Annotated in this window: 22 protein-coding genes; 11 read left to right on the top strand and 11 right to left on the bottom strand. The window is 49.3% G+C overall.

The window, feature by feature from the left end; translation table 11 throughout:
* Positions 1–15: 15 nt before the first annotated feature.
* On the bottom strand, positions 16–681 hold the full coding sequence (locus L6I86_RS24205) for a Crp/Fnr family transcriptional regulator (protein WP_236290982.1): 666 nt from the start codon (positions 679–681) through the stop codon (positions 16–18).
* Positions 682–930: 249 nt separating this feature from the next.
* Here L6I86_RS24205 and L6I86_RS24200 point away from each other — a divergent pair, with 249 nt between their 5' ends.
* Positions 931–1965 (top strand): potassium channel family protein, encoded by a 1035-nt coding sequence (locus L6I86_RS24200; protein ID WP_236290981.1) that lies wholly within the window; start codon positions 931–933, stop codon positions 1963–1965.
* Between the two features lie 85 nt (positions 1966–2050).
* Here the strand turns inward: L6I86_RS24200 and L6I86_RS24195 are convergent, their stop codons facing one another.
* From L6I86_RS24195 to L6I86_RS24165, 7 genes are all read right to left on the bottom strand, one after another.
* A complete protein-coding gene (locus L6I86_RS24195; protein WP_236290980.1) occupies positions 2051–3232 on the bottom strand; it encodes a cation:proton antiporter in 1182 nt (393 codons plus the stop codon).
* Positions 3233–3295: 63 nt separating this feature from the next.
* A complete protein-coding gene (locus L6I86_RS24190) occupies positions 3296–3574 on the bottom strand; it encodes a hypothetical protein (RefSeq protein WP_236290979.1) in 279 nt (92 codons plus the stop codon).
* A 19-nt stretch (positions 3575–3593) separates the two neighbouring features.
* Positions 3594–4874 carry an ArsB/NhaD family transporter gene (locus tag L6I86_RS24185; RefSeq protein ID WP_236290978.1) on the bottom strand — a complete coding sequence of 427 codons (1281 nt, stop codon included), beginning with the start codon at positions 4872–4874 and terminating at the stop codon, positions 3594–3596.
* A 220-nt stretch (positions 4875–5094) separates the two neighbouring features.
* Entirely contained in the window at positions 5095–5550 is a 456-nt protein-coding gene (locus L6I86_RS24180; protein ID WP_236290977.1) for a hypothetical protein, read from the bottom strand.
* A 101-nt stretch (positions 5551–5651) separates the two neighbouring features.
* Positions 5652–7493: an ABC transporter substrate-binding protein gene (locus L6I86_RS24175; RefSeq protein WP_236290976.1), complete on the bottom strand. Its 1842-nt coding sequence runs from the start codon at positions 7491–7493 to the stop codon at positions 5652–5654.
* A gap of 129 nt (positions 7494–7622) precedes the next feature.
* On the bottom strand, positions 7623–9131 hold the full coding sequence (locus L6I86_RS24170) for an ABC transporter permease (protein WP_236290975.1): 1509 nt from the start codon (positions 9129–9131) through the stop codon (positions 7623–7625).
* Positions 9132–9142: 11 nt separating this feature from the next.
* Positions 9143–10585, bottom strand: coding sequence for an ABC transporter permease (locus tag L6I86_RS24165; protein WP_236290974.1), 1443 nt, complete (start codon positions 10583–10585; stop codon positions 9143–9145).
* 224 nt (positions 10586–10809) lie between these two features.
* On the opposite strand from L6I86_RS24165, the gene L6I86_RS24160 reads away from it, so the two are divergent.
* The 7 genes from L6I86_RS24160 (at position 10810) to L6I86_RS24130 (ending at position 20493) form a co-directional block, all read left to right on the top strand.
* Positions 10810–12543, top strand: coding sequence for an ABC transporter ATP-binding protein (locus L6I86_RS24160; protein ID WP_236290973.1), 1734 nt, complete (start codon positions 10810–10812; stop codon positions 12541–12543).
* Positions 12544–12686: 143 nt separating this feature from the next.
* A complete protein-coding gene (locus L6I86_RS24155; protein ID WP_236291006.1) occupies positions 12687–13520 on the top strand; it encodes a DUF72 domain-containing protein in 834 nt (277 codons plus the stop codon).
* Positions 13521–13551: 31 nt separating this feature from the next.
* Positions 13552–13719 (top strand): hypothetical protein, encoded by a 168-nt coding sequence (locus tag L6I86_RS24150; RefSeq protein WP_236290972.1) that lies wholly within the window; start codon positions 13552–13554, stop codon positions 13717–13719.
* A 384-nt stretch (positions 13720–14103) separates the two neighbouring features.
* Positions 14104–14472: a Na-translocating system protein MpsC family protein gene (locus L6I86_RS24145; protein WP_236290971.1), complete on the top strand. Its 369-nt coding sequence runs from the start codon at positions 14104–14106 to the stop codon at positions 14470–14472.
* Between the two features lie 232 nt (positions 14473–14704).
* The gene (locus L6I86_RS24140) at positions 14705–17062 is read left to right on the top strand and encodes an FdhF/YdeP family oxidoreductase (protein WP_236290970.1); all 2358 of its coding nucleotides are present in this window, start codon (positions 14705–14707) and stop codon (positions 17060–17062) included.
* A 3-nt stretch (positions 17063–17065) separates the two neighbouring features.
* Complete coding sequence (gene fdhD, locus L6I86_RS24135; protein ID WP_236290969.1) at positions 17066–17875, top strand: formate dehydrogenase accessory sulfurtransferase FdhD; 810 nt, start codon at positions 17066–17068, stop codon at positions 17873–17875.
* Positions 17876–17970: 95 nt separating this feature from the next.
* A complete protein-coding gene (locus tag L6I86_RS24130) occupies positions 17971–20493 on the top strand; it encodes a S1C family serine protease (protein ID WP_236290968.1) in 2523 nt (840 codons plus the stop codon).
* Between the two features lie 358 nt (positions 20494–20851).
* Here L6I86_RS24130 and L6I86_RS24125 read toward each other — a convergent pair whose 3' ends face one another.
* The 3 genes from L6I86_RS24125 to L6I86_RS24115 all read right to left on the bottom strand — a co-directional run bounded on the left by L6I86_RS24125 (position 20852) and on the right by L6I86_RS24115 (position 23413).
* Positions 20852–21067, bottom strand: a complete 216-nt coding sequence (locus L6I86_RS24125) for a hypothetical protein (protein ID WP_236290967.1) — start codon at positions 21065–21067, stop codon at positions 20852–20854.
* A 213-nt stretch (positions 21068–21280) separates the two neighbouring features.
* Entirely contained in the window at positions 21281–22162 is an 882-nt protein-coding gene (locus L6I86_RS24120; protein WP_236290966.1) for a (2Fe-2S)-binding protein, read from the bottom strand.
* A gap of 450 nt (positions 22163–22612) precedes the next feature.
* Positions 22613–23413, bottom strand: a complete 801-nt coding sequence (locus L6I86_RS24115; protein WP_236290965.1) for a pirin family protein — start codon at positions 23411–23413, stop codon at positions 22613–22615.
* Between the two features lie 174 nt (positions 23414–23587).
* On the opposite strand from L6I86_RS24115, the gene L6I86_RS24110 reads away from it, so the two are divergent.
* The 3 genes from L6I86_RS24110 (at position 23588) to L6I86_RS24100 (ending at position 25570) form a co-directional block, all read left to right on the top strand.
* A complete protein-coding gene (locus L6I86_RS24110) occupies positions 23588–24004 on the top strand; it encodes a BlaI/MecI/CopY family transcriptional regulator (protein WP_236290964.1) in 417 nt (138 codons plus the stop codon).
* A 2-nt stretch (positions 24005–24006) separates the two neighbouring features.
* Entirely contained in the window at positions 24007–24846 is an 840-nt protein-coding gene (locus L6I86_RS24105) for a M56 family metallopeptidase (RefSeq protein WP_236290963.1), read from the top strand.
* Positions 24847–24985: 139 nt separating this feature from the next.
* Positions 24986–25570 (top strand): DUF2231 domain-containing protein, encoded by a 585-nt coding sequence (locus tag L6I86_RS24100; protein WP_236290962.1) that lies wholly within the window; start codon positions 24986–24988, stop codon positions 25568–25570.
* The last annotated feature ends 121 nt before the right edge of the window (positions 25571–25691 follow it).

Raw genomic sequence — 25691 nt, 5'->3', positions numbered from 1 at the left:
CAGGCTGATGTTCGTCTAAATGTCGGTGAAGAAACGGTTCGGATGATAGACAACGATCTTCTTTTTGGCATAATCGATAAGTCCTTTATCGCGCCATTTGTTCAATGTTTCCGTGACGGTTTGTCTGCTGCAGCCAATGACATAGGAGATCTCTTCATGACTGAGCGGCACCTGAACTTCGAGCTTCTCATCCGTCGGTTTGCCCAACTGCAGGAGGAACCAAGCGAGCCTCCAGGCGACGGGGCGGGAGATTAAAGTTTCGACCATTCGCTGTGTTTGCAGGAGTCTGCGAGCACCTAGAACGGCGACGGAATAGGAAAACTCTGCATTTTCCTTGGCTAATTCGAGAAACTTCCGACTGTCTAGTGTAAGGATTTGGCTGTCCACGAGACACTTGGCGTAGCGCTTCCGAGCTATGTTCGTCAACACTTCCGCATTGCCGAAAACTTCCCCCTCATAGCGAAGAAACAAGGTAATTCCTTGCCCCTCCTCGGAGGATTGGGAAATCTTAATTAATCCTGAAGCCACATAATAGGCACCGCTTGGCAAGTCATTTTCCTGAAAAACAAACTCATTTTTTCGGTAAGTATGACTAATGCCATGTTTTCGAAAAGCCTCAAGCATGACTTCCTTTGTGGGGTCTTTTTCCTGAATGTCAGCAAACTCATGTAATTGGTCCATAATAGGATCATTCTCCCATTCTTATTTCTTAAAGAGTGCACATCATCGTTTAATACCGAGTATTCCAATCTGTTATATGTATATTATCACATGATTTCACGCTAGAATGTCGGATTCCCGACAAAATGAAAAAAATCGTGAGTTGAAAGAGGCAGATGCGTTACGATTCATTCATCTAAGAGCATTTTTCTTGATATACTAGATGAATAGTTTGGAAATTGTTGGGCCTATGCCTGTCAGGAGGTCATCATGCTTTTCTTCTCGAAATTCTTATTGCGTCTAATCCGATGGAATAACCTCTTTATTTTTGGAGTAGCGGTGGTGTTCATTGGGGGAAGTTCGCTGTTAGCCTATGAGCTAGAGCCGAGCACCTTTGAGACCCGATTTAACGGCTTGTGGTGGGTGATGACGACCGTTACGACAGTGGGCTATGGTGACTTTTATCCACATACAGTTGCAGGCAAATGCTTAGGGATCGTCGTCTATATCTTCGGTATTGGACTTATTTCAATTACGATTAGCAAAGTCGTGGATGCGTTATTTGTTTACCAGCGGAAGAAGGAGGAAGGCAAATTGAGGTATGCGGGTACGAACCATTTTGTGATTATTGATTGGAGCCAGCATGCGGAGAATGCGATTAAAGAGATCCTGAACTCAGACCCCGTTGTGGAGGTTGTTCTTATAGATACGCTGGAAAAAAGCCCGATTCACCATGAGCGGGTGCATTATGTGCTGGGCAATCCGCAGCTCGTGGCGACACTCGAAATGGCCAATACATCGAAGGCGAGGGCGGTGTTCATTTTCGCCGATGAAGTGACTCAGTTCCAGAACACGATTCGCGATCCCGCCTTCGTCGATGGCAAAACCTTACTGGTCGCGACGACCATCGAGCGCAATTATAACCACGTGTACACGATAGTGGAGATCCGTGATAAGCAAAATCTGCCCAACTTCCAGCACATTCGCATCGATGAATTCATCTTTGGCAGTGAGACCATTTCGCAGCTTGCGGTACGCTCCGCCTTCAATCCAGGCAGCTCTAAGATTCTTACGCAGCTGCTAACCCGTACGCCCCAGGGGGAGGACCTCTACGAGATCCCTACACAGGCGAAGTGGGTGACGTTCCATGATGCTTTTCAGGATTTGCTGCAAAAGGGTGCGACACTGATCTCAGATGGCGAGCATCTGAATATCAATAAAAGGCTTCATGAAGAGATTCCGCAGGGAGCTAAGCTTTTCGTCATTTGTGATAAGGAAACGTACGGACGATTGACGCAGAAATAGAAGAAGAGCCGGGAGGGGGGTTGGTCCTCTTGGCTCTTTTTTGTCGTGTCTGTTGAGGGGGATCGTCGACGGTAGCACCATCCCCTTATTTCACCTTCAGTAGCGCAACTAATCGACTCAAGGTCGTCCCTTGAACGAGCAGTGAGAATACGACATTGCTGAACGTCATCGCGAGCAGCAGGTCGCGACCTTCGAAGTCAGGCGACACACCTAGCAGGAGCGCTATGGACAGCGAGCCCTTCAGCCCGCCCCAAGCGATGATGGGCTTCCAAGCCGAAGGCATATCGCGATCCATAGCGAGACTTGCATACACGGCAATGAATCTGGCGAGGAGGACGATGACGATACTGCCGCCGATCTCTAGCCATTTGTCCGTGAAGTTGATGTTCGAAATTTCCAAGCCCACCATAAGGAAAATAAGGGCATTGCCAATGAAGGCGATGACTTCCCAGAAGGAGTCCATTTTCTCCAGTGTGGTATCGGACATGCCGATGTTTTTCCCGTAAGTCCCGAGCAATAGCCCAGCGAAGACGACCGAGATTACCCCCGAAAGATGGAACATCTCAGCGACTTCGAATACGCCATAGAATAAGACGATGGATAGACCAATTTCGACGAGATAGTTATCGATGCGTGAGGTAATTCTGGAAGCTAGGAAGCCGCCCAAGATCCCGATTGCCATGCCGCCGATAACCACTTTAGCAAACTCTAATGTGCCATCAAGGAGACTGGACATGCTGAGCATTGTGGTGACTAGTGCAATTTTGAACAGGACGACGGCGACACCGTCGTTGGCTAAGCTTTCACCCTCGACGATGGTGGATAGCTTTGAGTTAAGTCCTAGCGACTTGAAGATACTGAGCACGGAAACGGGATCTGTAGCGGCCATTAAGGCGCCGAATACGAGTGCCCTTTGCAGGGAGAGACCTAAGAAAACGGAGCAGAGCACGGTTACAAGAACAAAGGTAATCATTGTACCGAGTAAGGAGAGCAGCAGGATAGGCCGCTTGTTTTCCTTCACCTCATGGAAGTGCAGCTTGATCGCGGCATCCCCAATGAGGGCGGATAAGAAGATAAGAATAACTGTAGTTTGAAACACATGGTCGGAAGCAATGTAATCTTTCAACTCATCCATAGCGGGAATGGGGAGAAGTCCAAGGAGTAAACCAGCAATGACGAGCAGTGTAGGGTAGGGTTGCTTCGTTTTATCCGCCAAATAGGCAATGGCTACTGCAATGGCAAGCAGGACTAGCCAGTAGTGAATCATGTCAGTTCCTCCTCGTCTTCTCACCCAAGTGTTTCAATTGTGTAAACAATGTTGCTAACTTGGCTACACCCAAGTGACACTAGTCAAAATGCGATGCTTCATAAGAGATAGAATAAAGGCCTCGTAGTAATCCATGCGGACAATGAATTGGTAGTTATGATCGTGATAAGCGTAGAACAAGACATCGGTCATAACGTGGTTATGGTCAAAATCGAGCTGAACGTCTTTCACCCGTTGATCCATAGTCGCATCCCCGAGAACGTGAATACGAAATTCAATATCTTGGTCGTTAGCTGTTTCACTGAGTTCGATGGCGGTCTCGTCAAACGTGTACGTTAACATGGCACTTACCTCCTTTTTATTACATCAAATACCTGAAATAAATATATAAGCTGGACAGAACGATCGAAATGATCATCAGCGGGAAGCCATATTTCAAATATTTCACAAAGGTGATTGGGTAACCCTCTTTGCCGGCTAGGCCAGCAACAATCAAGTTTGCGCTCGCCCCGATCAATGTGCCATTGCCCCCCAAACAAGCACCCAATGCTAGACTCCACCATAGCGGTTCTAGATTACTGACGCCCATATTGCCCATTTCCTGAATCAATGGAATCATCGTGGCTACGAATGGGATGTTATCGAGGAAAGCCGATGCAATCGCGCTCAGCCATAGGATCAGCATGGAGGTTGCAAGCTCATTGCCACCTGTCAGTTCAATCGCGTGTACAGCTAGTTGGGTTATTACACCTGTTTCTACAAGCCCGGATACGAGCACGAAAAGACCGACAAAGAAGAAGATCGTAGGCCACTCGATACTAGCAAAAGCAGGCTCCAGCATGTGCTCGCCAGTAAGGAGAAGCAGCAGAAACGCGCCGCTCAATGCAACTGTTGCCGATTCCAAATGCAAGCTTTGATGCAAGAAGAAGCCTAGAATGGTAAGTGCCAGAACGATGAGGCATTTCCAGAGCAGCTTACGATCCGTTAGCATTGCGTTCTCATCCATCTCCATAATGCTCTGTTGCAGCTCAGGGGTGGATTTGACTTGTTTCCCGAAAAGCAGCAGGAACAATGGAATATAAGCCAATAGGATGATGATGACGATTGGTGTCAGGTTCGAGATAAATGCCATGAACGTAAGCTCTTTCACTGCGCTGCCAATCATAATATTAGGTGGATCGCCGATCAGCGTGGCTGTCCCCCCAACATTCGAGGCCAAGATTTGTGTGAAAAGGAACGGAAATGGATTCACGCGAAGCTGTCTCGTAATGCTCAGGGTGACAGGGACCATGAGAAGGACGGTCGTTACATTGTCCAAAAAGGCAGAGCATGCCGCTGTGATAATCACGAGCGCGATCAATATCCTTCGCGGTTGTCCCTTGGCGAGCTTAGCTGCCTTCACCGCGACATATTTGAAAAGCCCCGTCTCCGCTGTAATGCCCACGATAATCATCATCCCGATGAGTAGGCCCAGCGTGTTGAAGTCGATGTGATGCAGAGCTGTCTCTTGGCTGACGATGCCAAAAACAACCATCAGCACGGCTCCGATCATCGCGATAATGGTACGGTGAATTTTCTCGGAAATGATAATCGCATAAATAAGTAAGAAAATGCCGATAGCCCAGTAAGCTTGTAATTCCACTAAATTTGCCTCCATTTAACTTTATTTCAGGATTTCCAGTAATGTCCTGAATTATGTGTGATGGACGACCCGCAGTTCCCTGAAAAAGACAAAAAGAGCCCACTTTTGGCAGGCTCCTCCGGGTCAATCCTATATAGCGTAACTATACCTGCTCCCATGGAAGTTGTAAAGATAAAATCATGAGCAACATCGTGGAACAAGTAATAAGTATGACGTTTGATCAACCTCGGACGAGAGGCTCGATGACGTATGTTGTGCTCGCATCAGGCGTAGCTGCCTGTTCGCCACGGACGACCCATCCGTGGGAGAGCACTGCAGTCAGGCGTTTATGCTGCTCCGCGGTAAGACTTGCAACGACCGCTTCGTGACCGGGCTCGAGCTGTAACTCGGCCTCTTGGCCGAAAACGACGAGAATCCAGCTGGCGATGCCGCGCAGCGTATTGTATTTGATCTGGTAGCCGTGACGGAGAGCTTGCTCGAACGTCGCGAGATCCTCACTCGCAAGCTCCGTTAAGCGCTTATAGTCGAATTGGAACTTGCTGTCATCTACTGGAAGCTGACCAGCTTGGACCCGCTGAAGCAGCTCGTCTGCGGAAGATTCATGGGTCTTGAGTGATTCTAGGATGAGTGCATCCCATTGCGACAGTTTAACTGGGTTGGCTTCGGGAGTTGGCATTTGGTTTCGCTCCTGTCTGTGCGATGTGGTTTGTATGAAAGAGACTGCCCAACCGTCGTATCGACGATGAGGCAGTCTTCTTAGCATGTTCAGCTGATCAACTATTTGGTGGATTTGCTAGCGTTATATTTGCTCAAGAAATCCTTCACTTTAGCAGAATCTGCTTTGAGCTCTAAACCCGTTTTGACAAGTGGGCTTAGAGTCGAGATCGCTTTAAACTTGTTGTTCTTGTAGTAAGCAAGGAATTCGTCTTGATTGATCGAGTATAGTATAGCTTTTCTCAAGTCAGCGCTCTTAGCAACCTCGCGGTTCTTGGTGTTGAACAGCAAGTAGGAGACAGCGTTACTTGGGATGGTTTGGAGCGAAAGTTTCGTATCCGCTTTGACAACGTCAAACTTAACTTCGGACACGCCGTAGTACAAGTGGATCTCACCGCTTCTTAGTGCTGACAGGGAGGCTTCAGCATCTTTGATGAAACGAATTTTGATGGAGTCTACTTTCGGCTCGTACTTCGTACCCTTCATATACCCAGGGTTTTTGTAGAAGACAGCCTCATAATCATTCTTGTAGGAAAGAATGTAAGGACCGCTTGTAGCCAATGTATTGTTGTATTTAGCACCTTCAGTAATGGTTGCTTGGTCGCCGTAAGCAACGTCTTTATTTACATCATATTTAGCTACGTCGTACGTATTGATGCTTTCAACTTGTTTCTTGGAGACGATACCCGCCGACTGGTGAGCGAGATAGTTCAAAACTTGCGGGAACGGTTCCGTCGTTGTCAACTTGACAACTTGATATTTACCTTCTTTATTGCTTGCTTGCTTTTTATCAGATACGAGGGAAGAGATTTTGGTGCCAAGGCCTTTTTCCAAACTCGATTTGATCGTGTCGGAGCCACCGGAAACTTTAACCGATTCAAGTACCGCGGGGTCTGTCACGAGTTCTACATTTTTAATATGCTCATGCAATGTAAATGTACGGTGATTTGGCACGGAATTTTTGTCTTTGGCGCGATTTAACGAGAAAATAACATCTTCAGCACCAACCCGTTCGCCAGAGTCAGCGGCTAGTTTGTTCTTAATTTGTGCAAAGTCGATATCGTCACGAAGTAAGAAGTAGTAGTCGGAATTGCCATTGGCGATTGCAAAGTTGTGCGAAAGTGAGCCTTCAGCCGTTAATTTATCGTCATCTGTCAAGTTGAGTAGGCGCACGTACATGTTCGTGTTGATAATATTAATCGAACCATCATTACCTTTGATCGGATCGAGCGATGTTAAGGAAGGAAGCGTGGATTGCAGAATGATCGGGTCTTTGGCACGTTTGGCCGTATCCTTGAAGTCTAGCTCTTCCCAAGGCAGGGAACGTGACTTCGAGAGACGTACAGACTCTTTCTTCAGAACATCTTGATTGAACGCTTGTGCTTTAAGTGAGTTGTAAAGCGGTGCGATGTAAGCCTTGTCTAGCACTAATTTTTGTTCGAATGTCTTGTATGTTTCTGTGTACTGCTCTGGTGTCTGACCTGCGGCTTGATCAATCAGCTTGTCGATCTCTGGATCGGACATAATGCTGTAGTCACCACCTGTTTTGAAAAGGGAACGTACCGCATAGTCTGGGTTACCTGTAACAGTGGTCCAACTGGACAAGGCAGCATCGAAGTTGCCTGCATCTTGTTGCGCTTTGAACGTACCGTAATCCGGTTGGATGTTCAACTTAACGTTAAAACCATTCTTCGTAAGCTGGTCGCGAACGATGTTAAGGTCTGTTTCATTTGAGCTCATACCCAACAGTTCGATATCGACAGGGGTAGTGTTCGCTGCAGCAGTTGCTCCTGCTGATGGTGTTGGTGACGCAGCAGCGTCATCCTTCGTTGTGAAATTGCATCCGCTTAGCATCAAAGAGGCACCGAGGATGACGGGAATGACGACCTTGCTTTTCTTAATCATAGATTGACCCTCCTAGTAAAAGTAAGTGTGTATGAACGCACATTCATTCCATATTCCTTCAAGTGTATGTGTAACGATGAGGTCCATGGAGTAAGAATGAATATTCCAAGATGAGATGATTAGCTTGTTTTAGTCCAGCTTCGGATCAAGCGCGTCGCGTAGTCCGTCTCCAAGGAAGTTGAAGGACAGTACGAGTGCGATGATAGCCAAGCCAGGATAGATGGCCGTGTAGGCATGAGTCTCGAGATAGGAGCTTCCGACCTTCAGAATATTACCCCACTCGGGAATATGCGGTTCGACACCAAGTCCGAGGTAGCTTAAGCTGCTTGTTGAGATGATGGCGCCGCCGACGGTTAACGTAGACTTAACGATCATCGGTGCAATGGAGTTCGGGATGATATGTCTGAGCAAAATGATAAAATCGCCAGCCCCGAAAGCGCGCGCTGCTTGCACATATTCAAGTGTAGAGACGAGCAGCACGTTAGCTCGCATCGTCCGAGCATACGTAGGAATGGACCCGACGCTCAGTGCGATGATGAGATTGACCGTGCTGGCACCGAATGCCGCGATGATAGCAATAGCGAGCAGGATGCCTGGAATTGCGTACAAGATATCAAGTGCTCGCATGATGAGATTGTCCGTACTGCGTCCGTAGTAGCCAGATATCGCTCCCAGTGAGCCTCCGATAATGACGGGGATCAAGGTCGAGAGAATACCGACAAAGAGCGAGATACGTGCACCAAATACGATTCGAGAGAACAAGCATCGACCGAAGTTGTCCGTACCAAGCGGATAGGTAAGACTTGGCGATTGCAGGATAGCTCCATAATTATTGTCGATCGCCATCCCGTAGTCGAACGTCAAGTAGCTGCACAACGAGATTGAAATGAGAAAGCCGATGAACCACAGACCCAGCATGGAAGTAGAACTGCGGGACAGCCGGTCAACAACCTCATTCAATTTCGTGCCGGTCGAAACATCGCTGTTCTTAAGTTTGGATAACAACAAGATGCCAAGCGCCAGGGCGAACACATTGCCCGTTAGAGCAGTTACAAGCAGCAGTACCGCGACGACCCAGAACCACTTGGGCAGAAACTGGTTATCTGCATATCGGGAGATCAGAAGAAGAGCAAGTAATTGAACGGCTCCCGCGGCTAAAATAAGACCCATACCCGGTACGAATAAGTTAGATACATACGGCTTGAAGACGTTTAGAGCTGAGACAGCGAAAACGAACAAGGTCGTCAACAATGCGTAGAACGAGAGGATATACGCTGCGCTCTTCTTGCGTTTGATGAGTTGAAAGGCAGCTGTAACGATGAAAATATTAGCAGTCAGCAAGCTGAGCAATAGCAGGTAGCCTAACCAACGAGTGGTGCGGCGTATCTCGCCATGCTGGAGCAGATCTCTGCGGATCAAAGCCATTGTTCCCAATTGAAGAAGCGCAAAGACCAAATAAGAGACAAAGGCAGCGAACACGGCGGAATGCACAGCCAGTTGAGATCCTTCGAAGCTGTTGATTAACAATACCAGCGCCAAGCTTAAGGAAGCGATCCCCGCAAAGCTAGCCTGTCCGTATTCGGAGCAGGTACGTAATCTGAAATGAGTGTCCTGTTTAGTAAGTATCGGTTTGGTCACGTTGTCACCTGCTAGTATTGTTTCATTTTGGAACGGATTCTTGGATCAAAAAAGGCGTATAAAATGTCAATGACGACATTGACGATAGAGATTGTGATGGCTGTATAGACGACGCCACCCATAATTGCGGGAATATCGGGAATGAACTGCTTGTCCACGATATAGCTACCAATTCCGTTGATATTGAAAACTTTCTCCGTCACAGCCGCTCCGCCGAGCATCGCACCGAATTGAAGTCCGATGACCGTAATAATCGGGATTAGTGCATTACCCACGGCGTGCTTCCAAAGCACCTGCCTGCGAGATAACCCTTTGGCTCGGGCTGTCGTAATATAATCCTCGTGGATGACTTCCAGTGTAGAAGAACGCGTCATCCGAGCAACTGCCGCGGTAAGACCTGTTCCTAATACAACAATCGGCATGATCATCGTCAGTGCATTCTGCGGATTATATGTAGCGGGAAGCCAGTGCAGCTTGATCGAGAAATTCAAGATAAGGACGAGCCCTTGCCAGAAGTTAGGGATCGATAACCCAATCAATGCAATTAGCATGAACGTATAGTCAAAGAAAGAATTCGGCCGAGTGGCAGATACCAACCCGATCGGCAGGGCGATCAGTACGGCTACGATTGTGGAGATGACGGTTAGCGTCAGCGTCACGGGAAACTTCGCAGCGATGGAGGTGGTGACTACTTCGTTGCCTGCGAAGGATTTGCCTAAATCGAAAGTCAGGATACCGCGGAACGTATGCCAAAGCTGAGTCAGATAAGGTTGATCAAGACCGTAGAGCTGATTAAACTTGGCAATCTGCTCTGCTGTTGCTGTTTCCCCGATGATGTTAGCAGCAGGATTCAAAGGCGACAGATAGAGAATGGTAAAGACTAGAAAAGCGACGCCAAAAATGACGAAAACGGTCATCACGAGCCGTTCAGCGATATATTTGAAATAGGCGTTGTTATAGATCAACATAAGAATGTACATAAGAACACCGGGAATAATGGATATAGTCAGAAACGCCGGGTGTCGGATCAACTGGATAAATGTATCGGCATAGGTCGTCTGCGACTTGCCGTTTCCATCTTGCTCAGTATCAAGGTGACGTAATAACGCTTCCTTGAACTTGATCGCCGCAATTTGGTTAGCTTCGCGATCCAGTTTCTCTGGGGTGACGGTCTGTCCGAAGAATCGATGCTTGCGTTGGAGTTGTTCTTTCGCCTCCTTGAACAGTTGCTCTCGATATCCGGAGGAAATCCATTGCTGTTCTAACTTCTCCAACTTAGCCTTATGCATACTCTTCTTCTTGTTGGACAGGTAGACCACATAGACGATTAGATGCAAGGGAGCCCCCGCCAGTAGTAGCAGAAAGCGATAAGTTGGATGCAATAGCATTTTGGAAAAAATGTTCCCGAGTCGGTCGACTAGAGGTGAATCCATAGCTGAAGTATGCCCGGTCAAGTTCGTATGCTCCTTTGTCGGTCGTTTATATTGCATTATTCCGATCGATATAGTAGATTTTAAGAGTGGTAGCTGAAAATGTCAATAATGGTCGGAAAATAGTTTATTTTATTTGAATTATATAATTTTTTTATGGTTGCGATATAATTAACTTATATTTTAACATGTATTTACGAATGATAGAAACTTTCTTTTCAAGTTTATCCCAACTCAAAGGTGATTATATGACATCGATTTTAGAAGTGAAGCAATTGTCTGTCTCTTTCTACACACGAGATAAGGAGGTTGAAGCGGTTCGTAACGTAAGCTTCTCTGTTCGTGAGGGAGAGACGCTGGGGATCGTGGGCGAATCCGGCAGCGGGAAGAGCGTTACAGCACGTACGATCATGAGGTTATTGCCATCGCCTCCTTCGATGGTGAAGGGGGGAGAGGTTCTCTTCCATGGACAGAACCTCGCTGATAAGTCAGATCTCGAAATGGAGCATATTCGCGGTCGCGATATCGGCATGATCTTCCAAGATCCGATGTCCTCGCTGAACCCGACGATGCGCATCGGTCGACAGATTGAGGAGAGTCTGATTAAGCATCGGAGACTTGGCAAAGAAGAAGCACAGCGGGAAGCGATTGAGATGCTGAAGCTAGTTGGGATCCCCCACGCAGAAGCACGCTACTATCAGTATCCCCATGAGTTTTCCGGTGGTATGCGTCAACGGGTAATGATTGCTATCGCGCTTGCTTGTCGACCGTCGCTGCTTATTGCGGACGAGCCGACGACTTCGCTTGACGTCACCATTCAGGCGCAAATTTTGCACCAGATGAAGGAGATTCAGCGTAAGCTCGGCACATCCATCATCTTGATCACGCATGATCTAGGTGTCGTAGCCGGCATGTGCGATCGGGTCGTGGTCATGAAGGATGGCGAAGTCGTTGAAACGGGCACGACGGAGGAAATTTTCTCTGCTCCGAAGCATCCCTACACGGTGCGTCTACTGAACGCACTGCCAAGGCTTGACGAGAAGAAGAAACCTAAACTGGTTTCCTCTGTTACTCGTTCAGCAGATGATCGCCCATTGCTGGAGGTGCGGTCGCTCAGACAGCATTTCAATCTAGGCAAAGGCCAGATCATCAAAGCAGTCAACGATGTCAGCTTCGATATCCGTGCCGGGGAGACGTTAGGCGTTGTAGGAGAATCAGGCTGCGGTAAATCCACCACAGGCCGGACCATCTTGCGGTTAAACGAAGCGACGGGCGGAGAGGTGTTGTACAAGGGCATCTCGCTGAACCGATTATCCCGCAGGGAAATGAAGACGATGCGTCGCTATATGCAGATGATCTTCCAAGATCCGTATGCTTCCCTGAACCCGCGTATGCGCGTTGCTGATATCATTGGGGAGGCGTTAGATCTCCATCGCATGACGAGCAGCAAAGGGGAACGGCAGCATCGGATTGAGGAACTGCTTGAGATGGTCGGTCTCAGCCCATCTCACGCTATGCGCTATCCGCATGAGTTCTCTGGCGGACAGCGGCAGCGGATCGGCATCGCTAGAACACTGGCGGTCGAGCCGGAGTTTATCGTTTGCGACGAGCCATTGTCGGCTCTGGATGTTTCCATCCAAGCGCAGATCGTCAAGCTGTTGGAGGAGTTACAACAGAGGCTGGGGCTGACGTATCTATTTATCGCTCACGACCTTTCGATGGTCAAGCATATCAGTGACCGCGTAGCCGTGATGTACAAGGGCAAGATCGTTGAACTCGCAGAGAGCGAAGAGTTGTATGCGAACCCGATGCACGCGTATACCAAGTCGCTGCTCGCGGCGATTCCAGTTCCTGATCCGGCGGTAGAGTCGCGTAAGGCGTTCGTGCCGCTCATTGACTCGACGATACAGGATCCGTACGGGCTGGAGCGGTCGCGGTTTATCGAAGTGACGCCAGGTCATTGGTTGGCTGTAAACGAATAATAGATGTAAAGCGCGTCCCTTCATGGAGGGGGCGCGCTTTTTTGCACGATAATGAGCGCGTATTTCTTGGGTATGGTGCACGAGGATGTTATGATAGATGAACGAATACTTTTATCATAGCGATTGTGCACGGGGTGATGATAGTGATTAATATCGGTTTGGCTGGTTGGGGTGACCACGACTTGGGCGGGGGCAAAGGGAAGCTCATGACGTACGGCGCTCATTTCCCGATCGTGGAGGTAGATACCTCCTTCTACGCCGTACAGCCTGAACGTAATTATGTGAAGTGGGTCCAAGAGACACCTGAGAATTTTGGGTTTATTATCAAGGCCTACCAAGGGATGACAGGTCACCTGCGGGGAGAAAATCCTTTTGCCGGTGGGGAAGACCAGATGTACGAGGCGTTCTTACAGTCGATTCGACCCGTTCAGGAAGCGGGGAAGTTGAAGGCGGTGCTGTTTCAGTATCCGCCTTGGTTTGCGTGCAACAAGGCGAATGTGGATGTGATTCGGGAGGCGAAGGCGAGAATGGGCGATGTGCCACTAGCGCTGGAGTTCCGCCATCAGAGCTGGTTCACGGAGGACATGCGGGACAAGACGCTGGCCTTCATGAAGCGCGAGGGCTGGATGCATAGCATCTGCGATGAGCCGCAGGCAGGGATTGGATCTGTTCCGATCGTCTTGGAGGCCACGCATCCTGACATGACGATGGTTCGCTTCCACGGACGGAATGTCGGGGGATGGGTGCAGACGAACGAGGCCAACTGGCGCGATGTGCGGTACTTGTACGACTACAATCCGCAGGAATTGTTGGAGTGGAAGGTGAGGTTGCTCCGCTTGCAGGAGCAGACACGGGAGATTTGCATCATTTTCAACAACAACTCAGGTGGACATGCAGCAGGCAATGCGAAAACGTTGATGAGCATGCTAGACCTGGACTACGAGGGGTTGGCGCCGAGGCAGTTGGATTTGTTCTGAAAGGGTTGGAGGTTAGGATTCTATTGCGGAATTGTCGAAGTGGATGCTGTTTGGCTGGGCGAGTTTTGATACAATGGGATATAAGAGTAGATATAAGGGGCGTGTGCTAGGTGGTTGGTGCAGTTATTGGAAGTGTCATCGCGATTATTATCGTGATTGGGCTAACGATTTGGATAACGAAGAAGGCTTATTCGCGTAAATGGGAAGATGATGAATAGAAGTTTTATTGATGCACAAATGCCCCTGTGGGAAGCACATGACTGTAGCGTGCTTACCAGCAGGGGCATTTTAATTGTAGGGTATACGACCGCCTGCTGCCCAAAGCGCAGGCAATCGAAGAACTATCTTTTTGCCGGGGATATGCATAGTGAGGATGTCATCATTAAATCAAAGTAGTGCTATAGGGCTGTCAGCGGATGCTGGCGGCTTTTTGTGCTGGATAGGAGGGGGATAACTAAGACAGGAGCTAGGAGTTACAGAGTAGTTAAGTCGCACGACTAGGATCTAGCGATGTTGTCAGGTAAGGGCTTTCTTGCTATGATAAAAGGAGATAGTAGCTAGTAAACATAAAGGTGGCTGACCAATGAATCGTATGGAGGCCGAGTTTAGTAATCTGGTAAAAGCTTATCGCAAGAAGCACATGGGCAAAGGGCCGGAACGCGTAACGACGACCTTCTGCAAAAGCTGGGCGATCTGCGAAATGGCAGGAAACCTCTCTCCAGTAGAGAAGTTTATGGCGAAGACGGGCGATGGCAGGCAAATGCTCCGCACGGCACGCACAGAAATGGTCAAAGAAATCTACAAGGATCACCCGCCTGTAGAGATGGAAGCGCTGCTTGGCGCGAAGTTCATTCAACTGTTCGTTGATATCGATATTGCGCAGGATATAGGGATGTCGGTATTCGTCTTTGATGAAGATTTGGAAAAGAAGTTCGGTACAAGACACGGATAACTAACTGCTCGTACATCTACATATACATAAGTAAGGTGCTTGGCACTTGGTAGCGAACCTGCCGGAGACTAACCACTGTGAGACAACCCGAGACTCTTCTCGCAAAGAGGGGCTTGGGGTTGTTTTGCGGTGGTTTTTTGCTTCTAAGTAGCTATGGGCGCACAAGAGGAGAGAATTCAAGGTGGGCAGGACAAAGAAATAACATACATAGACATAATGGGAGGCGTTCAATTTGGGGAAAACGAAGCACACAGGGCCGATCAAGCTGCCTGCGAAACCAGACCCTAAGCTATGGGTAAGTAAGATACCGTTCGGTCTCGGTAAAGTGAAGCCGAAGCATATTCGAGAGACGGCTAAAATTGCGTGGCAAAATCGCGATAATCTGCCCTACGCGGTGAGGATTCTAACACAAGGGGTGTGCGATGGATGTGCACTTGGCGTGTCTGGCCTTTACGATCAGACGCTGGTAGGGCCGCACATTTGCACGACAAGGCTGAACGTCCTGCGGCTGAATACGATGCCAGCTATTCGCGAGGAGCTGCTCCATGCGGACATCGACGAGCTCAGCCGTATGAGTTCCACCGAGCTTCGTCAACTCGGACGCATTCCGTATCCGCTCATCCGCAAGAAGGGTGAGCGACGTTTCCGCCGCGCCACGTGGGATGAGGCGCTGGATACGGTTGCTTCGAAGATGCGCGGGTTGAACCCGAAGCAGATGGCGTTCTACTTAACGGCGAGAGGGATTACGAACGAGTCGTACTATGTGGCAGCGAAGGTAGCGAGATTGCTCGGGACGAACAATATCGACAATGCCTCACGCATCTGCCACTCGCCGTCGAAGACGGCACTGAAGCGCTCCGTAGGCGTGGGTGCATCGACTTGCAATTACAAGGACTGGATCGGCACGGACGTCCTTGTATTCTGGGGTAGTGTGGCCGCGAACAATCAGCCGGTCTCGACGAAGTATATGTATGCGGCCAAACGCAAAGGGACGAAGATCATTGTCATTAACCCGTACTACGAGCCGTCGATGGAGCAGTACTGGATTCCTTCCATTGCCGAATCAGCGCTATTCGGCACCAAGCTGGCTGACGATGTGTACCAAGTGAACATTGGTGGGGATATTGCCTTCATGAACGGCATCATGAAGGTGTGGTTCGAGATGGAGGCGCGCGAGCCCGGCTCCGCGATTGACCATGCGTTCGTGGCTGCGCACACGAACGGCATCGAAGAGCTGCGCGCCCACGTGGCGCAGCAGGACTGGACGACGCTCACGCAGTCGTCCGGGCTCACCCGCGAGCGCATCAGTGAGCTCGCTGCAATTCTGGCGCGTGCCGCTAGCGCGGTTTTCGTGTGGAGCATGGGGCTCACACAGCACCGCTTCGGCACGGACAACATCTCGCAGGTGGCGAATCTCGCCCTCCTGCGGGGCTTTCTCGGCCGCGAGTACTGCGGGCTGATGCCCATCCGCGGCCACAGCGGCGTGCAGGGATCCGGCGAAATGGGCGCCGATCCCTTCTCCCTGCCGGGCGGCGAGATCAGCAGCGCCGCCGACCGCAAACGCATCGAGCAGCTCTGGGGCTTCGAGCTGCCGAGCTGGCAGGGTGACATCGTCGGTGTCACCCTCGAGAATGCGCTCCTGCCCGAGGAGCAGGAGCGGAAGCTCCGGTTGTTCTACACATCCGGAGGCAACTTCCTCGAGACGATGCCGGACCCGGAGTTCGTCCGACAATCACTTACCAACATCGACGTCCGTGTCCACCAGGACATCATTCTCAACACCTCCACGCTGCTCGACGCACGGGAGGCCGTAGTGGTGCTGCCCGCGATGACGCGCTACGAGCAGCCGGGGGGAGGCACATCCACCTCGACGGAGCGGATGGTGTATTTCTCACCCGAGATCGCAGGTCCCCGCATCGGTGAAGCCCGAGCGGAGTGGGACATCTACGTCGATCTCGCCCGCCGGGTGAAGCCCGAAGCCACAGCGTTGCTAGGCTGCGGCACAGCGGAGGCGATCCGCGCGGAGATTGCGCAAGCCGCGCCGAGCTACGACGGCATCCAGCACCTGCGGGAGCGCGGGGATGTGTTCCAGTCCGGCGGCGCGTGGCTGTGCGAAGACGGCGTCTGTCCGACGCCGGATGGCCGCGGCCGGCTGCTGCCGATCGAGCTTCCGGAGCTGCGGAAGCCGGAGGGGCATTTCGCGGTGACGACGCGCCGCGGCAAGCAGTTCAACTCGATGATCTACAGCGACGTTGATCCGTTCAATGAAGCGGATCGCTACGATGTGCTCATTCATAAAGAAGATGCGAAGGGACTCGCCTTAAACGAAGGGGAAGCCATCGTGGTCTATAATGGTTACGGAAGCATGCATGGCAGAGTGAAGCAGGCAGATGTTAAGCAGGGCAACATTGAGGTGCATTGGCCAGAGGGCAACAGCTTAATACCCAAGGGGGTATATGAGCCTTTTGCAGGCATTCCGGAGTATAACACGGCTGTCATCGTTGAAAAGGCAGAAACGTACCACGCACACAAAGACACTCGTTATGTAGAGAAACGCATTTTAGAGCTGGAAACCGAAATGGAGGGGTAAGACGTGGATGATGTAGAGCTTCCATCGCCTGCGACCACAACATGGTCGATTCACCGTTATAACGGTTCGGAGGTGCTTCCTGCGGAGGATACGATTGCGGTCGAGGCCCCTCTGACGATCCTGCTCGATGGTGAGGAGTTTGCCACACTCGTCTACACACCAAGCGACACGATGGATTTGGTTACGGGTTTTCTTGCTTCCGAAGGGATGATCCGTTTCGCCGATCAGATTGAATCCCTATCCCTCGAGGAGGACCGTGGCTTCGCCCATGTGAAGCTGCGTCATCTTCATCAGTTGAGCCGTCAGATGGTGTCCAAGCGATTCATCGGATCTTGCTGCGGGAAAAGCCGTCAGTTTTATTTTCACAATGATATGCGCACAGCCAAAACGGTAACTACAAAGCTCAGTCTGACGATCCCCCAATGCTTTCATCTGATGAGTGAACTTCAGGAGCAATCGGCGGAATTTCGGGCGACAGGAGGGTTGCATAACGCAGCGCTGTGCACCGTCAGTGAGCTTCGAGTTACCCGAGCAGATATCGGCAGACACAACGCGCTTGATAAAATATATGGACACATCCTTCGGGAGCGGATTTCGGTTCGGGATAAGGTTCTCGCATTCAGTGGAAGAGTCTCTTCCGAAGTTGTTTTGAAGACGTCGAAAATCGGGGTCGGCCTTCTTTTGTCCAAATCAGCACCAACCGATCTCGCACTCCGACTCGCTCACGATCTTGGCATTACGGTAGTTGGCTTCATTCGGAAGGACCATTTAACCGTGTATACGCATCCGGAACGTATTGCAGAATGTCGATAAAGTTACCTTTTTGTGGAAATATTTATATTGTCTCTCTACCAGAATTGTGCTAGATTCTAGCTATTGCCAACTTTTGTTAAGAGAGGAACGACATAATGGGGAATTGGAAAGTTTGGATGAAAAAAGGGAGCATTTCGCTGGTCGCAGCTTTGGTACTTGTGACGTTTGTACAGCCGATGTCTTCGCCTGCTTATGCAGCTGAAATTAATGCAGAGATTCCGCAGGTTATCGAGAAAGCTTCGCCTTCTGTAGTCGCCATTATAGGAAAACCATCCTCAGAGATGGACAAATCATTAGAGAAGAATCGCTTTAACCTTGCACATGGGACGGGTGTCATTGTGGCCTCGAACGGTGTGATTGTTACGAATGCTCATGTGGTGAAAAATATGAAAAATATCGTCGTCGTGACTTCCGAAGGGACAACCTATCGCGGGCATGCCTCGAATATTGATGAGGAGAGCGATCTGGCGCTTGTCAAAATCGACGCCTCTGGCCTCAAGCCAGCCACCTTCGCCTCCTCCTCGGACATCAAAGTTGGTGAGACGGTAGCGGCGATTGGTACGCCGATTTCGTTCGCTTTACGTAACTCTGTGACAGTGGGTATTGTCAGTGGTCTAGACCGCTCGGTGAGCTCGCAATACCAGTTGATTCAAACAGACGCAGCTATTAACCCAGGCAACAGCGGGGGCGCTTTGATCAATATGAAGGGCGAAGTCATTGGGATTAATACGATGAAATACGCCGATATTGGCGTGGAAAACCTCGGATTTGCCATACCTGTTGATACGGTAAAGTATGTTTTGAAGCATTTTGAACTGTATGGCAAAGTGAAACGCGCCTATACAGGGCTGGAATTAGAAGAAAGCTGGGAAGCTGTTGTTGGTTTGCCGAGTTCGACGGGGCTCCGAGTGACCTATGTGGACGCGGATTCACCAGCGGCAGAAGCGGGAATTGAACAAGACGAAATTTTAGTTTCTGTAGGCCCTAACTCGGTCAAAACACTCGTAGATTACAATGAGGCGATTAAAAAGTATTTGCCAGGCCAATCGGTGGATATTAAGCTTCAGGCTGGAAGCTCGACGTTGACCAAAACTGTGAAGCTTGGTGAATTGCACAGCGCAGAAGCGACGTTAACAGAGGATTCCGAGGGAAGCTCTTTGGACGCGGACAGCGGTAAAACGAAGATTGGTGACAGCCACTTCGGCTGGTCCATGAAATACCCAGCTGGTCTTGTTAAAAGACAACAATCCGACGACGGTGATTCTGTAAGCTTCGTTGATGCTAAAGGCGAATTCGCGCTTTCCATTCACGTAGACAGCGACCAAAGTGATGAGCTGTCGGCAGCGGCTCTTTTGAACAAAATCGCAGGTGATGATAGCAGTGAATATTCGGGTTATGGGGATAGTGCGACGATTCTGGAACGTCAATATGTGAAGCGGGCAGAAAGTCCTTATGCCAAAATCGTGAGCCGATCCGGTGAAGATGGCTATATCCAGACGCGAGGCTACCTGCATGGTGGTCGTTTGTATACGGTGAAGCTCTTCGTAACCAAAGAACAATACACCAATCGTTCCAAACAAAATAGCTATAATGATTTGTTGGATAGCTTTAAGCTTGCTTTTAATTCGGCAGATAACTCTCTGAAAGATATCTCCGTGTTTAATTCTGATGATGTGACCTATACGAGTGAGTATGGGCTATCGATCGATTTGCCTGCGGACTGGGAGCAGGATCATGGTGGAAGCAACTCCTTTTACAGTGAGGATTATTCACAAACTCTCCATGTATATGTAACCTCAGCGTCTTCAGGTGATACCCTGTCTGATTGGGTTGGCCGGAAGATTAAAGAGTTTGAAGCCCAATACAAGGCGGATTATCGCCGTGTAGACAAGCCAGTAGAGGTAACCGTAGACGGTGTGCCAGCATGGAAAGTAGGTTTTGCGAGTTCCTTGGGGGACGAGTGGGATGCGGGAAGTTCGCTCTTTTTCATCAAGGACAAGTATAAATATGAAGTGCAAATGACCTATCCGCAAGATGATCAAGGTGATGAGCTGAAGAAGATCTGGGATAACGTGGTGGCGTCGATCTCCGTGGATAAAGAAGCGATGGATGGGGAGCTTGGCATCATTCAGGATTTAGACGAGCTTGCCGATCCGGATCGTACAACGCTATATAAGAACGAGAAGTTTAACTATACGGTGCGTATTCCTGAAAATTGGACAACGAACCGCTCTTACGAGGGTAACGATCAGGCGACGAAGTCATTTACCTTCACAGGTGGTTACTTACGTGTAGAGGCAGACAGCAAGAAGGCCTACGCCGAAGTCTTGAAGGATGCCGAAGAGGAGCACAAGGTAAGTCACACCAATGATAGTGACTACACATACTCGACTGAGGATGTTACGCTTTACGGTGATGTGAAAGCGAAGAAGTACACGGTGAGCTATTCAAAAGCGCACATTCCGTACGCCGAGACGGTATATGTGTTTAATCGCAAGCAAGTCACGTATACGGTGACGCTTCGTATTGATGCTGCGGTGAGCACAGATGCGAATACGGCGCGGCTGAACAAGACGTTTGCTTCGTTCACCTTTGTGAACGGTACGAGCGGGAAGTAGGGCCTCGCTCGAGCGAGTGGAGTAGGAAAAAAGCAGCGGGAATCCGCTGCTTTTTCTGTTGCGTGGGCATGTGCCTACCGCTGTGATACGGTGGTGCTAGGTGGCGCTAGGTGGCGCGCTTGACGATCTTCTCTCGTAAGGCTCCCCATCTCATGCGGAACGTCAGTTCGCTATTTGTTGAGAGAGCAGCTGTTTTCGGAGCTTGAGGGAACGTAGATCCGCTATTTTCCACTTTTGGTGGGTGTAGCAACGCTTTTTGAACAAATAAGGTACTGACGTTCCGTTTCGTGTAGTGGGAGCCTGTGTTTAAGAACCTATTGGCTGTCTTTGGTACAAAATCTAGATTGATTACTCTACTCTACTCTACCCGCGCTCGCGCCATTATCAGCTCCATCAACAACAGCACACCAACATCAACATCAACACCAACACCAACACCAACACTAGCAGTCCCCCCCCCCCAACGCAACCGATTGATGCAGATTGATAGGGATGATGGGGGATTCCTCTCTGAGAAATGCAAATAGGCAACCTTTTCTCCCCATTTATCATCCAAATAAGCAAATGTGTGCAAATAGGCAACCTTTCTATCTAATTCTAAGGAAATCTTCTCGAATCACACGAAATTGATGCCTTATCGCATCACTTCCTAATAAATGAGGGGAAACTTATGTCAAAACTGCACTTTTGCAGTTTTGACACCCCAATCCAACCCCAAATGTCCTCCAACTAGCTTAACAAACCAAAACCCCTGAGGGAATTCCCTCAGGGGTTATGAGCATTCGTCTTATCCAGCAGTAGCTGTGCTCGCTTGCTTGCTTTTGATCTCAATGAACATTTCCTCGCGCTGCGAGTCCTTGAGGATCGGGCAATTGAAGCACTTTGTTCCTTCTTCACGGCGGTAGTACATGCAACAGGAGGAGCGCATCAGAATTTTTTTGCCTTCTTGATAAGGGCTATCTATGTACTTCGGCTCATGGACGAACGGATTTACTTTGCGACCAAAAACATCAGCCGTCAACTCTTTCGTCAACACCTCATAATCGGCAGAGAACTGTTCGCGGACCTGGGGACGTGGGTCATTTTCCAACACATAGTCACGTACGAATGTCATGCGCGCAGCGAATTGATTCCAGATCATAGCCTGATTCACTTTCGCTTGCTCTGCGATGACCGTAATCACTGGCGTGATGAGGGTTGAGAACAGCTTGCGCATTTCCAACTCAATGAATAGGTCACGATCTTCTGTCGGAACTTCCTTCCATTGTACGTTTACAATCTTATATCCGACGTGTGCATGGTCGCCATGATTCTCAACTTCAAGTGCGAGATGATCTAACTCCAAATCCAACCATTGATTGTACTGAGCAAGAAACAGGTGGATCGTAGCCACTAGATTGAAAAGTGTAAGTCCCAAGTACGACGCAGAAATGTCCAATCCTTTGCCGCGGAGCAACGTTTGTCCTTGCTGCAGGACGTCCAACATCACTGGTCCCTCTAAGAGCTGCCTCGCCGGAATGTGCAGGAGGGGTTCTTCCATTCCTTTTGGCGAAATATGAAAGTACATCTCAACTAGCGAAAAATCGACGTTTGTTTCGATGGGCATCGTCAGCACGCTCCAAATGTAAGAATGATTATCGTTATCATAATAATTCCTTTGATCATACAAGATGCGTGACGAAAGTGTCAATTTGATTTCTTCCAAAAAAGGAAGGTGAATCCTAGAAATACATGGAAAAAGTCCATGTAATTTAGTCCGATTTTTCTGATTTCCGAGGTTAGATGGAAAAGGTACAGCTAATGTAGTGGATTTGGGTGTTTCGGGCGGATAGGAGTGATATTAGCTGCATGTTTCCCATCTATTTGTGAAAAAGAAGCGGAAATGCTCAAAATAGCGGGAGTAAATCCAGTTATTTTGGTTGGGAGTACCGGCTAGTTGGAGCTCGTGTTGGACTTGGAGAAATGAAGTAGTTGCTAGCGGTCGTGTTGGAGTTATAGAAATGAAGTAAATAAGAGAAGTAAATAGGAAGAACAGGAGACTGGATATTTGCTGCGAAGTAAAGCCCCCAAACACAAAACCTCCCCATCCTTACGGACGAGGAGGTGCCCAGAGAACTACTTACTTCCGATACAAGGCATAGCCTGGATCTTCCGGTACGTCGATAGCAATGATTCGCAGTCCTTGCTCGCTATCCGCTACCAGGTGAAGAGCTTGGGCTTCACCCACCGCTTGCGCTACCACAAAATCTTTGTGGGATAGGGTCTTCCGATCTTGCTCTTGATTTTGGGCTTGCTCTTGCCCTCGCCCCACAACGTTACCCACACCTTCCCCGCGAATCACGAGGAACGCCGTGCTGCGGCCCAGTTCCAAGTCGTAGCTGAACGCGGCGCCAGGCTCAATCGCCCAATCATACATCCTCACATCCGTATCTAACTGTATGGGAGCATCTCCGCCGATCACCTTTTTCACGGTTGCCCCAGCAGCTTGGCTAAGGGGGAATAGCTCATGCTCGTATTGGTGATAGGTAGCCGGCTTTTTCACAGTCTCGCTCAGATGAGGCTCGAACCAAATCTGCATCGCCTCGCTGCCTGCTCTGCGGAAGGCCTCGGAGTGATAAACACCAGATCCCGCTTGAATCACTTGCGCGCCGCCGTTCGTCACAGTTTCCAAGGATCCGAGGGAATCCCGGTGCTCAACAAGTCCGTCGATCACGTACGTGACGATTTCGAACGCTTTGTGCGGGTGCATGCCGATTTCCGATACATCGGATGCTTTGCCCCATGCCCAGTAGAATAAAGGACCGACACGATCTACCGCTGTCTTCTCGCCGGGGAAGCTGATAGCCCGTTGTTCGACGAATTTGCCGCCATCGAATGCGCCTACACCTTGTTCATTTACCGAATATATGTCAATGCTCATCAGAATCACCCCTTAACTAACTTATATTTAATAACTAACTTTATGTAAGTATTATACCGCGAATGCAAGGAGATGTCAAAGTAATTTCAAAGCATGTGCCTCACGCAGCAGGTGCTTCTTGACTTCCGCACTATGATCACACTACAATCTATAGTGTAAGGAGTGTGGCCTAACGTGAAAATGCAAAACTTTAAATTAAAGGAAAGCGGACTTAACCGATTTTTCGGTCCGCTAGAGTCCAAGATTATGGAAATTCTCTGGACCAGCCCCTCAGAAATGACGATCAAAGACGTCCAACTGAAGCTGGACGAGGACAAAGCGATCAATTTCAATACCGTGATGACGGTGATGAACCGCCTTGTGGACAAAAAGATTTTACAAAAGCGTTCTGTTGCAAGGTCGTTTCACTATAAGCCTGTTATAACGATTGAAGAGTTCATGGACACGCAATCCAAAGAGTTGACGTATGACCTTATCGAACAATTTGGCTCGTTGGCAGTTACCCATATGGTTGATGCGCTCGATAAAGTGGACCCTGAGCTACTTGACCAGTTGGAGCAGCATATTCTACTTCTGAAAAGGGATCGATAACGATGAAGGAATCGCGATTCAAATGGCTGTACGCGGCTGCGTTAGTGGTTGGAGGCTCGATCCTATGGCAAATGGTGGCCTTCCTCCTAGGGCATATGTTCCACTGGAGACCCTCTCGAAATCTATTTGATTTGTGTATGATTCTCCTTCACTATCTGCATCTGCCAGGGCACGTGCCTATGACCTTAGTCAATCTATTGATTCTCTATACAATGGGAACGATGGTTTGGTTTATCGTTAAGCACAGCTATGATGTGGTCAAGGCGAATAGGCTCGTGAAGAAATACCATGATATTGCTCTTTCCGAAGTGTATGCTGCGAATTTCGATCTTGCACGGGAGCAACTCCAAATCGTTCGCTACAAACCGCCACTTGCCATGACCATCGGGTTATGGAAGCCGCGTATACTGGTCTCAACGGGGCTGATGGACATGCTGGAGCTGGGTGAGCTTCGTGCAGTGATTGAGCATGAGAAATGCCATGTACAACACCGGGATCCTGCGGCGATATTCCTGCTGGCGCTAATCTCGAAATCGATGCGGTATATCCCTATTTTTACATGGATTGCCCACAAATATCCGATGATGATCGAGCTCCGCGCGGATAAGTACGCCATCGAACGGATGGAGCAAGCGACAGACCTAGGCAGTGCGTTGCTGAAGCTGCTCAAACAAACCGCGAAACCGCGCTTTCCACTCTCACACGCTTCCTTTGCGGAGACTTCGATGAATGTGCGTATTCAGCATATTTTGGATCCCGAGAGGGAGGTTGCCATGCGCTGGCCGCTAATTCGAATGGCGATTTCTGTAATTATCTTTATAGTCGTTATGGGGCTTATCTAAAAAATAAGCCCTTTTTTCACTTTTTAGCGTTCAGATATGCTTGGAAATGGGCTTGTCAGAAAAAGAATTGACAATTCCAACCTTTTACACTACGCTTTGTAGTGTAATCTATTTTCCGGTATATGAAGGAGCGAATCGCATGGACTACATAATGAAAAATCTACATTTTATATTCACTCACGTTCCAATTGCGCTATTAATTTTCAGCTTTGTTTTTGATGTTGTGGCTCTTATTTTTAAAAAGAAGGAATGGCACTCAGCCGGTATGCTTTGCCTTGTCGTTGGTGCGCTCGGTGCGATTGCCAGCGTTCTTACAGGGCCTGAATCACGGAATACGCTCGTTGGATCGCATGAATTCTACGCGAGGTTAACGATGATCCTTGCTATTGTACTAGCTGTAGTACGTGTAGGCTTGCTAGTTTGGAAAAAGCTCGAACTAGGCCGCAACCCAATCTTTCTCGTTGCTTCCCTTGTCGCGGTGCTGCTCGTTAGCTACACGGGGCATCTTGGTGGCAAAATGGTACATCGCGACATGCAAGGCGGCCCGGGCATGATACAGGGTGGACCTGGCGGCGCTGGGCCAGGTATGCAAGGAGGCCCCGGCCAGAATGGCCAGGGTGGACAAGGTCAAATGCAGGGAGGCCAGCGTCAAGGTGGTCAAGGGCAAGGTCAGCAGCAACCAGGCGGTCAGGGCGGTCAAACGTCATCTGCACCAGCTAAATAATAATAGAGGGATGTCCGCGGTGATTAGCTGCTGGATATCCCTTTTTTTTGATGATAGCTAAAGGCACGTTTTGCATGCATATGTCTAGGGCATTAATATGTACTCCCGGGGAAGCCCGCGA

The sequence above is a fragment of the Paenibacillus allorhizoplanae genome, from assembly GCF_927798215.1.
GTDB lineage: Bacteria > Bacillota > Bacilli > Paenibacillales > NBRC-103111 > Paenibacillus_E > Paenibacillus_E allorhizoplanae.
Note: the sequence above shows the minus strand (reverse complement) of the source record. Positions and strands in the feature narration are given on the sequence as shown.